Below are 12829 nucleotides of genomic sequence, written 5' to 3' on the forward strand. Positions count from 1 at the left end.
TTCTCGACCACAGCCTGAACAAGAGGTGAAGCGGTATCCACGCTTCTTCTCCGCGGTGTGGATCGAGATGAAATGTGTTTATCATTGCATTAATACGCCTTGGCAAATACAACGGTATGCTGGGCGTTTTCCCCACAAACCAGACATTTACTCTTATGTTCGGTCACTTCGAACGGAATGTTCCGGCTAGTTGCGCCAGCCTCTTCCTTCACCTGATGCTCACAGGAAGCTGACCCGCACCATCCTGCCAAGAAAAATCCTCGTTCTTCTTCCATCGCTGCTTTCAGCTCATCCAGTTCATCCACAGAACGGAATCGATCTGCCATGAACTGCTTCGCGCGCTCATACAGCTCTTGCTGGGTTTCATCCAGCAGCTTTTGAACTTCTTCAACGAGCTGATCCTGCTGAACCATTCGTTTCTCACCCGTTACGCGAGAGACGAGTACACACTGTCCTTTTTCCATATCTCTTGGCCCCAGTTCCAAGCGAACCGGCACGCCGCGCATTTCATATTCATTGAATTTCCAGCCTGGACTTTGATCGCTGCGATCGTCTACTTTGACCCGAATTCCCGCCTGCTTCAGCTCCGCAAACAATTCATCGGTACGTGCCACCACTTGGTCACGGGTCTTGGCAGGGCCAATCGGAATCATCACAACCTGTGTCGGTGCCACCTTTGGCGGCAGGTTCAATCCGCGATCATCCCCGTGCACCATAATTAAGGCGCCGATCAATCGGGTACTGACTCCCCACGAAGTGGTAAACGCATGCTGGAGCTGATTGTCACGGTCCAGGTATTTAATATCGAAGGCTTCTGCAAAGTTTGTGCCCATGTAATGAGATGTTCCAGCCTGAACAGCTCGTCCATCCTTCATCATCGCTTCAATGGAGTACGTATCCTTTGCACCTGCAAATTTCTCTGATGGTGTTTTCTGACCGACAATGACCGGAATCGCGAGGAAGTTCTCTACAAAATCCCGATAGATTTCCAGCATTTGCAGGGTTTCTTTTCTCGCTTCTTCTTCTGTTTCATGGGCCGTATGGCCTTCCTGCCACAGAAACTCACTCGTTCTCAGGAATGGCAGCGTCCGCTTCTCCCAACGAACGACGTTCGCCCATTGGTTGATTAGTACAGGCAAATCGCGATACGATTGAATCCATTTGGCGTACATATGACCAATCATCGTTTCTGAAGTCGGACGAATCGCCAGTCTTTCCTCCAGCTGTTCACCAGCTGCTTCGGTCACCCAAGGCAGTTCTGGATTAAATCCTTCGACGTGCTCCTTCTCCTTCTGGAAAAAGCTCTCTGGAATAAACAGCGGGAAATAGGCGTTGCGATGTCCGGTTTCCTTGAATCGGGCATCCAGCTCGCGCTGACAAAGCTCCCATAGCTCATAGCCGTCCGGTTTGAAAACAATACAGCCGCGGACCGGGGAATAATCCATCAGGTCCGCTTTCTTGATCACATCAATATACCAGCGAGAAAAATCCTCGGCTTGGGGTGTAATTTCTTTGACAAACTGTTTATCCTTCGACATAGCTACCTCCTGTACCTGACAAGTTGCATCAACTTCCATTTATATCATCGTGCCTCAGCCTTGAAATAATCGCAATATATCGTTATAGGTGACCGCAATCATGAGTAGCATCAGCATGGCAAACCCGATAAAGTGAACCATACTTTCCTTGTTGGGATCGATCGGTTTGCCCCGTAATCCTTCAAGGCCGATAAACAGCAGCCTGCTTCCATCCAACGCAGGAAATGGCAGCAGGTTGAAGATACCCAGGTACAAACTGAGGATACCTGCCCATGAAATGTATACGTTCAGCCCGTAACTGACTGCTTCATTCGTAAACTCCGTTATTCGTACGGGTCCACCAAGATCGTCCAGCTTGAAGTCCAGCATAATCAGCTTTTTCAGGGCAATGAGGATCTGCTCGGTTGCATTTTTCATCATGGAAGCCGTATCAGAGAATGCCTCACCCAGAGAAGGTGAACGATATTCAACACCCTCAGCCCGAATGCCGGTGCCAATGCGACCCACTCCATCTTCTTCCTTCGGCGTCACTTGCAAACGCTTTGGCTTTCCGTCTCGAATAACGACCCACTCCATCATCTGGTTGGGCGATTCCTGGATCATCGTGATCAGTTTTTCCGAGTTTCCTTCGATCTGCTCTCCGTTCACCGTTTTTACAATATCTCCGGTACGAATATCTGCCTCAGCAGCCGCAGATGGCTCCACCACTTCCCCGATCGACAAGTGGGTAGGATCATTAATCGGAATGCCTGTCATATACACGAATGCAAAAAAGAGCAAAAAGGCAAGCACAAAATTCATTAATGGCCCGGCAAAAATGGCCATCGCCCGTTTCCCGACCGATTTGCTGCCAAACTGACGATTCCAGGGTGCAATTTGTGTCTCTGTATTTCTGGTGACCATATGAGCAGCAGGATGGATGTCATAGGTTTGCAATTCCCCATCCACATCCAGCGTCATCTTCAGTTCATGCTCCATATCCAGTTGTTCAACGGTCCCGATGATGCAGTCCTGTCTTTCGTCCAGCCGATCGAGATACATACGCTGCACAGATTCGTTCTCCAACTTGATGGCAATGGTTTGTCCCGCATTGACTTGCACAAGCTCGGGATCTTCGCCCGCCATACGCACAAAGCCACCGATAGGAAACAGCCGGATCGTATATCTGGTCTCACCTTTTTTATAGGAAAATACTTTGGGACCAAACCCGATTGCAAAATCCCGAACTAGAATACCCGCCCGTTTTGCAAAATAGAAATGTCCCCACTCATGAAAACCAACGAGAAAGAAAAACATGAGCATTGTTAGCAAAATACCTTCAATCGTCAAGGTCCGGAAGCCTCCTCTATGATTCGCATGTCCTTAGATTATCATTATTCCCGGACCAAACACAAGAGAACCCTTTTTCTAGAAACCGTTCTCGCTCCTAACCCTCGCGTCACACATGTCCGTGCATATGCCGGCTTATCCATGTTGATAGTTTATCCTGGCTTATGTCGGCGACTTATTGTTGACCCAGACGTGCAGCGCGAGCAATCGTCTGCTGCCGTGCCCATGTATCGGCATGCATGATTGCTTCCAGATTCGGTGACGAAACCGTGTCATGCATATGCAGAACCTGCTCAATCAACGTTTCGATCTCCAAAAATGAAATCTGTTCCTTTAAGAATAAGGATACAGCCTCTTCATTTGCAGCGTTGAATACGGTCGTGGCTGTGCCGCCTGCCCGACCGCTCTCATAGGCCAGTCTCAGACACGGGAACCGGTCCAGATCCATCGGTTTGAAATGCAAGGTCCATAACTTGGAAAAGTCCATCGCAGGCGCGGGACTGTGCATCCGTTCTGGATAGGTCATGGCATACTGGATCGGCAAGGTCATATTGGGTAGTCCCATTTGAGCAATCAGGGAGTTGTCCGCATATTGGATCATGGAGTGGATGATGCTTTCCGGATGAATGACTACCTCAATTTGCTCATAGGGGATGTCAAACAGCCATCTGGCTTCAATCACTTCCAGCCCCTTATTGGCCATGGTCGCTGAATCAATCGTAATCTTCGCTCCCATGGACCAGTTCGGATGCTTGAGTGCATCCGCCACGGTCACATTACGCAGCTCTTCTCTGTTTCGATCTCGGAATGAACCGCCAGATGCAGTCAGAATCAATTTATCTATCGCACTTCGCTTTTCGCCATTCAGACTCTGGAATAACGCGGAATGCTCGCTGTCCACGGGGATGATGTCTACACCTTTATTCCTGGCTGCCTCCATCACAAGATGACCCGCACTCACGAGTGTTTCCTTGTTGGCTAAACCGATCGTCTTGCCAGCCTCAATCGCGGCGAGTGTAGGCTTTAATCCCTGACTGCCTACAATGCCGGTGATCACCATATCGCTATCTGCATGTCCGGCAGCCTGTACCAATCCGTCCGCTCCATACATAATCGTGGTCGGAAGTTGAGCACCGGCCAGTCGCGTAGCCAGTGTATCAGCCAGCGACTGATCCGCGACCACGGCCAGCTTTGGCTGATATTTGCGAACCTGTTTTTCCAGCAGGTCCACATTTCTTCCCGCAGCCAGCACTTCCACTTTGAAATGGTCGGGATGCTGGTCCACGACTTCGAGCGTTTGTGTCCCAACTGATCCCGTTGATCCCAGGATCGCAATCCGTTTCGTCATAACTTCCTCCTCATAGGTCCTTCATGGGTTTCGTATCATGTGAAGTCGTGTGTGCCTAGGTGAAGGGAAGCAATTGCACCATGTGTACAAATGGAAACACGATAATCCAGCTGTCACAACGATCCAGCACACCGCCATGACCAGGCAGCAATATGCCCGAGTCCTTCGCACCTCGCACCCGCTTGTATGCGGACTGGATAAAGTCTCCGAGTTGTCCCACAACCCCTGCCGCAAGTCCAATCCATAGTGCTTCTACCAGCTCAAGTCGGTCAGGTGAATACCAGGCGAAGAGCAGCGCCGCCGCAATGGAAAGAGTCAACCCACCAAGCGCGCCTTCGATCGTTTTCTTCGGACTGATAGAAGGCCACAGCAACCGTTTTCCAAACGCCATACCCGAAAAATAGGCTCCGATGTCCGTGAGCCAAATACATACAAAAATGAGCAAGGACCAGTAGAGGCCACTGTCCCCCCATTGTTCAGGCGCCAGCCTGGTTAACAGCATATAGTGAAAGCCAATGCCTACATAAAAAACACCAAGCGTTAACATGGCTGCGTGTTCGATATGTACCCGATTTTTACTGACTACCGTGATGGTTAGAAATATAAACATGGTGATCCACACGATCTGAAAATTCGAGAAATGACTCCAGTCATAAAGCTGCCACGGGATGACAATGTACGCCACACTGATATACCCGAAAATGGCTGAAGCGCTGAAAGGTGCGATTTGATTGAGGCGGACAAATTCAAAAAATCCGATAAGAGCAAGCAACAGAATCAGGAGCGTAAACCCGATTCCACCAACGGTAAGTAAGCCTAAAAAAAGGATTGCCGCCAATATTCCCGTGATGACACGCTGCTTCATTCGCAAATCCCTCCCTGTTCGAATTACAGACCGCCATATCTGCGTTTTCGATTTTGGTATTCCCTCACGGCAGAAAAAAACAACTGTTCATCGAAATCTGGCCAGAATGCCTGTGTAAACCAAAACTCACTGTAAGCCAGCTGCCAGAGCATAAAATTGCTAAGACGAAGCTCGCCACTCGTTCGGATTAGTAAATCGGGGTCTGGCAGATCCGCGGTCAGGATTCGCTCGCTCATCGTGCATTCGTCGATATCCTCCAGACGCAATCGGTTATCCGCGACATCCCGGGCAATCTGCTTCGTCGCTTCCATGATTTCCATTCGACTGCCATAATTAATCGCAAAATTCAGGATTAACCCCTGATTGCCAGCCGTCCGCTCGATCGCTTCTTCGATCGGCTCAAGCGCGTAAGCGGGAAGACGTTCCTTGCTGCCGATCATGCGCACTTGAATATGGTGATCAAGCAGCTCCTGAATCTCGAGTGGAAAGAATTCCTGAGGGAGCTTCATCAGAAATTCCACTTCCTCCTTGGGCCGTTTCCAGTTTTCGGTGGAAAACGCATACAGCGTCAATACCTTGACACCGATCTCACTGGCTGCGACTGCGATTTTACGAACATTTTTCATGCCGGTATGATGTCCTGCTGCTCTGGGCAGACCATATTTTTTGGCCCATCGGCCATTTCCATCCATGATGATGGCAATGTGACTCGGGACCTTTCCAGATTGTCGCACTTGCTCTGCCGTCAATTTGTTTTGCCTTAGTCTTCTCAGCAGTTGTTTCATCTTTAATCCTCCATTAAGGATTCAACAATACACAAAACCCCACGTTACGCGGGGCACATGAGGTTAGATCTCTGTAATTTCTTTCTCTTTGGCAGCCAGGACTTGATCTACTTCCGCAACAAACTTGTCTGTCAATTTCTGAACATCCTCCTGATGACGGCGGGATTCATCTTCAGAAATCTCCGATTTTTCGAGTTTTTTAATATCATCGTTTACATCACGACGTACGTTACGGATGGCCACCTTGGCTTCCTCGCCGAATTTCTTCGTGAGCTTCACCAGCTCCGCCCGTCTTTCCTCAGTTAAGGCCGGAATGACAATGCGAATTACGGTTCCATCATTTGAAGGGGTAATACCCAAATCAGATTTCTGGATGCTGCGTTCGATTTCAGCTACGGTCGTTTTGTCCCAAGGCTGAATCAACAACGTTCTTGCGTCAGGTGTGGCAATGTTGGCCATCTGATTCAACGGGGTTGGTGAACCATAGTAGTCTACCTGGATGCGATCAAGCAGTGCCGGATTGGCTCTGCCTGCACGTAGTGCGGACAGTTCCCTTTTCAGCGACTGAATCGCCTTTTGCATTCTTTCTTCCCCGTTTTTCTTTATGCTTTGCGGCATGATCTATACACTCCCTTTTACAAGCGTCCCAATTTTTTCACCTAATATTGCCCGCTTGATATTGCCTTCCTCCATAATAGAGAACACGAGCAACGGAATATGATTATCCATACAAAGTGAAGAAGCTGTCGAATCCATGACACCCAGATTCTTGTTGAGCACTTCCATGTAAGTGAGTTGATCGTATTTTTGGGCATCTGGGTCCAGTTTCGGATCTGCAGAATAAACGCCATCCACATTGTTTTTAGCCATGAGAATCACTTCCGCCTCAATTTCAGCAGCGCGAAGTGCAGCTGTCGTATCGGTGGAGAAGAACGGATTCCCTGTACCGGAAGCGAAGATGACCACTCTTCCTTTTTCCAGGTGCCGAATGGCTCTCCGGCGAATGTATGGCTCAGCAATTTGCTGCATTTCAATGGAGGTCTGAACACGGGTCGGCACTTCAATGGTCTCCAGCGCATCTTGCAGCGCCAGTGAATTCATTACGGTAGCGAGCATGCCCATATAATCCGCTGTCGCACGATCAATTCCCTGCGAACTGCCTGAAATGCCGCGCCAAATGTTGCCGCCACCCACGACGACTGCCACTTCCACATTCAGTTCAATTAGTTCTTTCACTTGTGTAGCGATAGAATGAATCGTATTCGCTTCAATTCCAAAGCCCTGGTTGCCTGCCATCGCTTCACCGCTTAGCTTCAACACGACTCGTTTATATTTAGGTTGTTCCAAAGAACCAATCCTCCAATCCATTCCACTTCCAATATAATCAGGCTGCTATCCTGTCCATGCGTCAACAAGCAGATCCTCCTGCTGTCTCGTCTTTCCATTCACGAAGATGGTAAAAAAGAAGGAACACACGGGTGTTCCATCTTCTTGCACCATGCGATATGGAATTATTGGCCTTTTACTTGCGCCATGACTTCATCAACGAAGTTGTCTTCTTTTTTCTCCAAGCCTTCTCCAAGCTCATAGCGAACGAAGCGGCGAATAGAGATATTCTCACCAATGGTAGAGATTTTTTCATTGACAAGTTCTGCCACGGTTTTGTCCGGATCTTTGACGAAAGATTGCTCAAGGAGACAGTATTCCTCGTAATATTTGTTCATGCGGCCATCGACCATTTTGTCCACGATTTTTTCCGGCTTGCCTTCATTCAGAGCTTGGGTACGCAGAATTTCACGCTCTTTGTCCAGCTCAGCTTGTGGCACTTCTTCACGACGCACAAATTTAGGATTGGAAGCTGCAATATGCATCGCGATATCTCTAACGAATTCCTGGAAACCTTCGTTTTTCGCAACAAAGTCTGTTTCACAGTTGATTTCAACCAGAACGCCGATACGACCGCCTGCATGTATGTACGATGCAACCGCTCCTTCTGTTGCTGCTCTGCCTGCTTTGTTCGCTGCAGCAGATAGACCTTTCTCACGAAGCACTTCAATCGCTTTGTCGATATTTCCTTCTGCTTCTTCCAGTGCTTTCTTGCAATCCAGCATGCCTGCACCTGTTTTTTCTCTCAGTTCCTTTACTGCGCTTGCATTAACTGCCATGATGGTTCCTCCTTTATATTCAACCCGATATGTTTGTGTGTACGTACCTTTTTTCAAAAAAAGGGTGGTGATAGGTTTGTAATAACCTTCCAACCACCCCTTTACATGCCATGCTTACGCTGTAGTTTGCTCACCTTGCTGGGATTCGATGACTGCATCCGCCATTTTGCCTGTCAGCAATTTCACGGCACGAATCGCATCATCATTACCCGGGATCACATAGTCGATTTCATCCGGATCACAGTTTGTATCCACGATGCCTACGATTGGGATGCCCAATTTGCGCGCTTCTGCTACTGCAATGCGCTCTTTGCGAGGATCGATGATAAACAATGCATCTGGAAGCTTCTTCATATGCTTAATGCCGCCGAGGAATTTCTCCAGACGAGCTTTTTCTTTTCTAAGCAGGATGACTTCTTTTTTAGGCAGAACTTCAAACGTTCCGTCTTCTTCCATACGGTCCAGTTCATGAAGACGATTCGTACGCTTCTGGATCGTTTCGAAGTTTGTCAAAGTACCACCCAACCATCTTTGGTTGATGTAGTACATGCCACAACGCTCTGCTTCGTCCTTAACGGAGTCCTGAGCCTGTTTTTTTGTACCTACAAACATGATCGTTCCATTGTCTTCTGCAATGGACTTAACAAAGTTGTAAGCCTCTTCTACTTTCTTGACCGTCTTTTGCAGGTCAATAATGTAAATGCCGTTTCTTTCGGTGAAGATGTATCGATCCATTTTCGGATTCCAACGACGAGTCTGATGACCGAAGTGTACCCCAGCTTCCAAAAGCTGTTTCATGGAGATTACTGCCATCCTCACGCACCTCCTCTATGAATGGTTTTTGTTTTCCTCCGCTATCTTCATCTTTCGACAAGACTTCCAATATCGAAGCACCCTTGTCAAAATTGGACAGCGTGTGTATTAACACCGTCAAATAATATACCATATCTGAATAGGGGTTGCAACTCCGTTTTTTCATTCACCTAACAAAAAGATCCTGAGCGGTGTCTGTCCATCCAGACACCGCTCAGGACCTCGTAATTCGGGCAATAATGTCTTCCATTTCGGGGTCATCTTCAAAGACGTACACACCCAGTTGAATTTTGGAATGAAGCTGTCTCTCATCGAAGATGGAAATAAAGGCAGACTTGTCTGTGATCAGATCAAGATCAAGCAGCACGTTAGCCACTTCATTGGACGTCATCGAAGGAGAAATATAAAAGGAGCGTACGTATTTACCTGTCGGATCATCTGATGACCTGCCTTTTTCCCATTCGGATTTCGCTTTTGCAATCTCCGCCTCCACCTCATCTCGGGTATACCCGGCTTCCCCGGCAGCGTCGTCTGCTTGTCCAGCCGGCTTCACTTCATAGCCTAGCCTGTCTGCTGCCTCTTCCAGCTGTTCCAGGCTCAGGTTGCCTGGATCATGAGCCAGCTCGTTGTCTTTGAATGAATCCAGTTTGCTGCTGCCTGCATTCATCAGAAAGATTAGAATTGCAGCCAAAAACATGCCGATGCCCAGTCCACGCAAAAACAAGCTATTTTTGAGCACGTTCCTGTTCCTCCTGTGCGGCTAGAGTAATAATTAGCTGAACTTCGCCCTTGTTTATCCCCTGGCTTTTGGCAATATGCTCAATCGATTTTCCCTGACGATGCATATCAAGCAGGGTTTCGTAACGCACGGCGATCGAGTCCGGATCGGGCTGACTGTCCAACTGGACGGAAGGTTCAGCAGAAAGGGCTGTATCTGCCTGATTCACCGGCCTTTGCTCTATACGCTCTGCGGTGATGGCGTGCGCATGCTTAAGCTCACTCAATTCCGTTGACAGACGCTCATTCTCCTTCACAAGGTCATGCATCTGCTCCTTCAATGCATGCAATTCATCTTCCAGTCTGGATTTGGTCTGATCAACATGCTGAACCACTCGTTCATTGTCTTCCGAAATATCCGACGAAAATTGCGTAAAGGCATCCTCCATCTCTCGAATGAGATCCGAAGGTGCCTGGTTATGCTGTTTCTTGCTTTGTATTGCAGAAAACACGACAATAACAGCTCCGAGCAATGCAATTAGCTGCCATGATTCTTCCATATGGGTACTCCTTTATCCGCATTCATTTTGCTTCGTCTGAATGGCTCAACCGCCGGGATATAAACGTGCGACTATGCATCTACAGGGACAGATCAATATGCTTTCCCTTGTGAGGATGCACCCACTTGTCCTGGCTCTTCTGATCATCTCCCTTTTTGGAAGGTGATTTCTTGTTGGATGAGCTGCCTTCCTGACCATGACGGGAGGCGGACTCGTCATCACGAATGATAGCCCCGTCTGTATGCTCCAATTCCTCCGTCGCTTTCTTTCTGCGGTCATTCTGCTTCACGGTAGATGCGGCCAGCATTTGCTGCTCTATGGTCGGACGATCCATTTGCTGTTTTTGCTGTGCACCAGCTTCTGAGGTTCGAGGGAGCGCGATTTGCAGTTCAATCGGTTTAAGGTTCATCCCGATTGCCCTCCTTTCCATTGAATAGACTGGATTCCATCAGGCATCACGACTTGCCGGTCGAAGCAATTTCCCCTTCATGCAGATGGAAATGAATATACTTCATCTCATCCTTGATAAACTTCACCTGGCGTCCGATGACAATCTTGGCTCCACCATAGATCGTATGTTGAACGTCAATATAGGCATCGACTGATTCCTCCAACGCCTTTTCGATCATCAGCATGCGTTCTTTGGCTTCTGCTGTATCTTCTTCCAGCTGTTTTTTCGTATTGTTCAGCTTGATCCGCATCGCCAGCTTGTCCTTGTCTATCTGACCGGTCGAAGCCAGTTGATCGAGAATCTTCAGCGCTTTTTCTGTTTTGTCCATGTTGCTTTTGAACTCCGTGATTTTTTTGCGCAATTCGGTTAACTCATTCCGCAGTTCAGGCAGTACGCCCACCTCTATCGTCGTCGCCGTAGACATGGAGTTTCCGATGGATCGAGCCGTGACATGTTCACCCGCCTGGATGACGCCGCCCACGATCAGCCCCTTGCTGCCGGAGCAGACAACCGATTTGCCAGCCCGAATATGAGAATGCATGATACTCTGAGAAACGATGACTTCCTCGCCTGCCTCCACATGAGCATCCTGGATAAATGCGCTCTTAATATTGACGGCCGCACGGACGTGCCCTTTGTTATGCCCGAGAATGCCCGCTGTAATATCGATGGAGCCTCCTGCTTCCAAAACGGCGCCTTCTACGCCGCCTATGACACGGATGTCCCCTGCCGCATTGATTTTAAATCCATCCAGCACGTTTCCTCTGATGACGACATTGCCGATAAAATCGATGTTGCCGACACTGTAATCCACATCTCCATTCACCTCATAGACTGGAAATACGTTCATTTTTCCATCATCCGTAAAGGTGAACAAGCCGTCAATAGCGGCATACAGGGTACTACCATCCGGGTCGCAGACTACATTTTTCCCGATTTTGAACCGGGCTTCTTTGCCATTTTTGCATGGAATCGCATCTCCAGATACCGAAATACCAGGTGTTCCTTCCTCAGGGGGAATCTTTTTGGCGATGGGCTGTCCCTTGCTTACATTGTTCAGACGACGCACTTCCTTGAGATCCACCGCTCCATCACCCGTTTTCCTCGGAGCCAGTTCTTCGTTCTCAGTCGGATAAATCAAATCAATGATGCCGTCCTTGCCATCCACTGGAGCCTGTCCAAGCGCTATGGTGGATTTGGTGAGGTAGTAAGACGAAGGATCGGCACATATTTGCGCAAGCACATCGGACAGGATGCCATGCTTGATGCCCTTCGCATTCAAAAATTGCTCGACTTCCCCAACGGTCAACACCATCTCGTCGTCATCGGCAGGTTTGAAAGCCAAATCAGCCTCCAGGCGATCGGAGCTGACATCGACTTGAATCCATCGCTCCAACTGTCTATTCATGTCTATTCCACTCTCCTAACATGAAGCTCTGCACGCTCATTTCTACACTTCATTAAGCAGTTGTTCTTTCATCCTCTGCAGGGCGCCACGCAATCTCAGAATAGCCTTGGAATGCAACTGAGAAATTCGCGAAGGGGTCAAAGACAGCACTTCGGAAATCTCGGTCAAGGTCAAATCCTCAAAATACATGAGGGTAATGACGGTGCGTTCCTTTTCGGTCAATCGCTCTATTCCTTCTGCAAGACATTGCTTCAGATAAACATCGTGTACGGTAGAATCAGGACGTTTCACGTTATCATCAGTCAGCATGGACAGGCGAGTCTCTGATTCCTCTTCTCGAAGCGGTTCTTCCAGCGACGTAAGGGTTGTGACTGCCACCTCCTGAAGCATCTGATGGTATTCATGCAGTTCAATACCCAGATGCTCACTGACCTCTTGATCGGAAGCGGTTCTCAAATGGTGTTGTTCCAGTACCTGGTAGGCCTCTTCCAGCTTTTTGGCCTTGTCTCTCACAGACCGCGGAACCCAGTCTCCCTGGCGAAGCCCATCGATGATGGCCCCCCTGATTCGCCAGGTGGCATACGTTTCGAACATCAATCCACGAGACAGATCAAATTTGTCTACGGCATCAATCAATCCCATCACACCATGACTGCTCAAATCATCCCTCGATACATTGCCCGGCATGCCTATAGCCAGGCGATGCACCACGTAATCGACCAGAGGCAGATGCTTTTCAATTAGCGAACGCTTGGCATTCAGGTCCTGATGTTCTTTCCAAGCGAGCCACAGCTCCTGCTCGGATAATGGTGTCTGTTTCTCTGCACCTGAATTCATGGTAATCACCACC

The 12829-nt window shown here is 48.6% G+C and carries 14 protein-coding genes; all 14 read right to left on the bottom strand.

What is annotated here, in order from left to right; translation table 11 throughout:
• Positions 1-89: 89 nt before the first annotated feature.
• The 14 genes from proS to ACFSUC_RS00470 all read right to left on the bottom strand — a co-directional run bounded on the left by proS (position 90) and on the right by ACFSUC_RS00470 (position 12816).
• The gene (gene proS, locus ACFSUC_RS00405; protein WP_379927409.1) at positions 90-1538 is read right to left on the bottom strand and encodes a proline--tRNA ligase; all 1449 of its coding nucleotides are present in this window, start codon (positions 1536-1538) and stop codon (positions 90-92) included.
• 54 nt (positions 1539-1592) lie between these two features.
• Positions 1593-2840, bottom strand: a complete 1248-nt coding sequence (rseP, locus tag ACFSUC_RS00410) for an RIP metalloprotease RseP (RefSeq protein ID WP_379927644.1) — start codon at positions 2838-2840, stop codon at positions 1593-1595.
• Positions 2841-3042: 202 nt separating this feature from the next.
• Complete coding sequence (locus ACFSUC_RS00415; RefSeq protein ID WP_379927410.1) at positions 3043-4215, bottom strand: 1-deoxy-D-xylulose-5-phosphate reductoisomerase; 1173 nt, start codon at positions 4213-4215, stop codon at positions 3043-3045.
• A 55-nt stretch (positions 4216-4270) separates the two neighbouring features.
• Positions 4271-5080, bottom strand: coding sequence for a phosphatidate cytidylyltransferase (locus ACFSUC_RS00420; protein ID WP_379927411.1), 810 nt, complete (start codon positions 5078-5080; stop codon positions 4271-4273).
• 23 nt (positions 5081-5103) lie between these two features.
• Complete coding sequence (locus ACFSUC_RS00425) at positions 5104-5865, bottom strand: isoprenyl transferase (protein ID WP_379927412.1); 762 nt, start codon at positions 5863-5865, stop codon at positions 5104-5106.
• A 63-nt stretch (positions 5866-5928) separates the two neighbouring features.
• The gene (frr, locus tag ACFSUC_RS00430) at positions 5929-6483 is read right to left on the bottom strand and encodes a ribosome recycling factor (protein ID WP_379927413.1); all 555 of its coding nucleotides are present in this window, start codon (positions 6481-6483) and stop codon (positions 5929-5931) included.
• 3 nt (positions 6484-6486) lie between these two features.
• Complete coding sequence (gene pyrH / locus ACFSUC_RS00435; RefSeq protein WP_379927414.1) at positions 6487-7212, bottom strand: UMP kinase; 726 nt, start codon at positions 7210-7212, stop codon at positions 6487-6489.
• Positions 7213-7376: 164 nt separating this feature from the next.
• Positions 7377-8030 carry a translation elongation factor Ts gene (gene tsf / locus ACFSUC_RS00440; protein WP_379927415.1) on the bottom strand — a complete coding sequence of 218 codons (654 nt, stop codon included), beginning with the start codon at positions 8028-8030 and terminating at the stop codon, positions 7377-7379.
• 114 nt (positions 8031-8144) lie between these two features.
• Positions 8145-8843 carry a 30S ribosomal protein S2 gene (rpsB, locus tag ACFSUC_RS00445; protein WP_379927416.1) on the bottom strand — a complete coding sequence of 233 codons (699 nt, stop codon included), beginning with the start codon at positions 8841-8843 and terminating at the stop codon, positions 8145-8147.
• Positions 8844-9057: 214 nt separating this feature from the next.
• Complete coding sequence (locus ACFSUC_RS00450) at positions 9058-9582, bottom strand: hypothetical protein (protein ID WP_379927417.1); 525 nt, start codon at positions 9580-9582, stop codon at positions 9058-9060.
• Positions 9569-10120 (bottom strand): DUF6115 domain-containing protein, encoded by a 552-nt coding sequence (locus ACFSUC_RS00455; RefSeq protein ID WP_379927418.1) that lies wholly within the window; start codon positions 10118-10120, stop codon positions 9569-9571. The genes ACFSUC_RS00450 and ACFSUC_RS00455 overlap by 14 nt, the downstream gene beginning before the upstream one ends.
• A 79-nt stretch (positions 10121-10199) precedes the next feature.
• Positions 10200-10529, bottom strand: coding sequence for a hypothetical protein (locus ACFSUC_RS00460; RefSeq protein ID WP_379927419.1), 330 nt, complete (start codon positions 10527-10529; stop codon positions 10200-10202).
• A 46-nt stretch (positions 10530-10575) separates the two neighbouring features.
• Entirely contained in the window at positions 10576-11979 is a 1404-nt protein-coding gene (locus tag ACFSUC_RS00465) for a FapA family protein (protein ID WP_379927420.1), read from the bottom strand.
• Between the two features lie 42 nt (positions 11980-12021).
• The gene (locus ACFSUC_RS00470; protein ID WP_379927421.1) at positions 12022-12816 is read right to left on the bottom strand and encodes a FliA/WhiG family RNA polymerase sigma factor; all 795 of its coding nucleotides are present in this window, start codon (positions 12814-12816) and stop codon (positions 12022-12024) included.
• Between the last annotated feature and the right edge of the window lie 13 nt (positions 12817-12829).

This window comes from Marinicrinis sediminis, from assembly GCF_042685085.1.
Classification (GTDB): Bacteria; Bacillota; Bacilli; order Paenibacillales; family KCTC-33676; genus Marinicrinis; species Marinicrinis sediminis.

Bases quoted from the DNA above. Each gene is read 5' to 3' on its own strand.
- proS (WP_379927409.1), bottom strand. From the start codon at position 1,538: ATGTCGAAGGATAAACAGTTTGTCAAAGAAATTACACCCCAAGCCGAG.
- ACFSUC_RS00415 (WP_379927410.1), bottom strand. From the start codon at position 4,215: ATGACGAAACGGATTGCGATCCTGGGATCAACGGGATCAGTTGGGACA.
- ACFSUC_RS00455 (WP_379927418.1), bottom strand. From the start codon at position 10,120: ATGGAAGAATCATGGCAGCTAATTGCATTGCTCGGAGCTGTTATTGTC.
- frr (WP_379927413.1), bottom strand. From the start codon at position 6,483: ATGCCGCAAAGCATAAAGAAAAACGGGGAAGAAAGAATGCAAAAGGCG.
- tsf (WP_379927415.1), bottom strand. From the start codon at position 8,030: ATGGCAGTTAATGCAAGCGCAGTAAAGGAACTGAGAGAAAAAACAGGT.
- ACFSUC_RS00465 (WP_379927420.1), bottom strand. From the start codon at position 11,979: ATGAATAGACAGTTGGAGCGATGGATTCAAGTCGATGTCAGCTCCGAT.
- ACFSUC_RS00470 (WP_379927421.1), bottom strand. From the start codon at position 12,816: ATGAATTCAGGTGCAGAGAAACAGACACCATTATCCGAGCAGGAGCTG.
- rpsB (WP_379927416.1), bottom strand. From the start codon at position 8,843: ATGGCAGTAATCTCCATGAAACAGCTTTTGGAAGCTGGGGTACACTTC.
- ACFSUC_RS00425 (WP_379927412.1), bottom strand. From the start codon at position 5,865: ATGAAACAACTGCTGAGAAGACTAAGGCAAAACAAATTGACGGCAGAG.
- rseP (WP_379927644.1), bottom strand. From the start codon at position 2,840: ATGCTCATGTTTTTCTTTCTCGTTGGTTTTCATGAGTGGGGACATTTC.
- ACFSUC_RS00420 (WP_379927411.1), bottom strand. From the start codon at position 5,080: ATGAAGCAGCGTGTCATCACGGGAATATTGGCGGCAATCCTTTTTTTA.
- ACFSUC_RS00460 (WP_379927419.1), bottom strand. From the start codon at position 10,529: ATGAACCTTAAACCGATTGAACTGCAAATCGCGCTCCCTCGAACCTCA.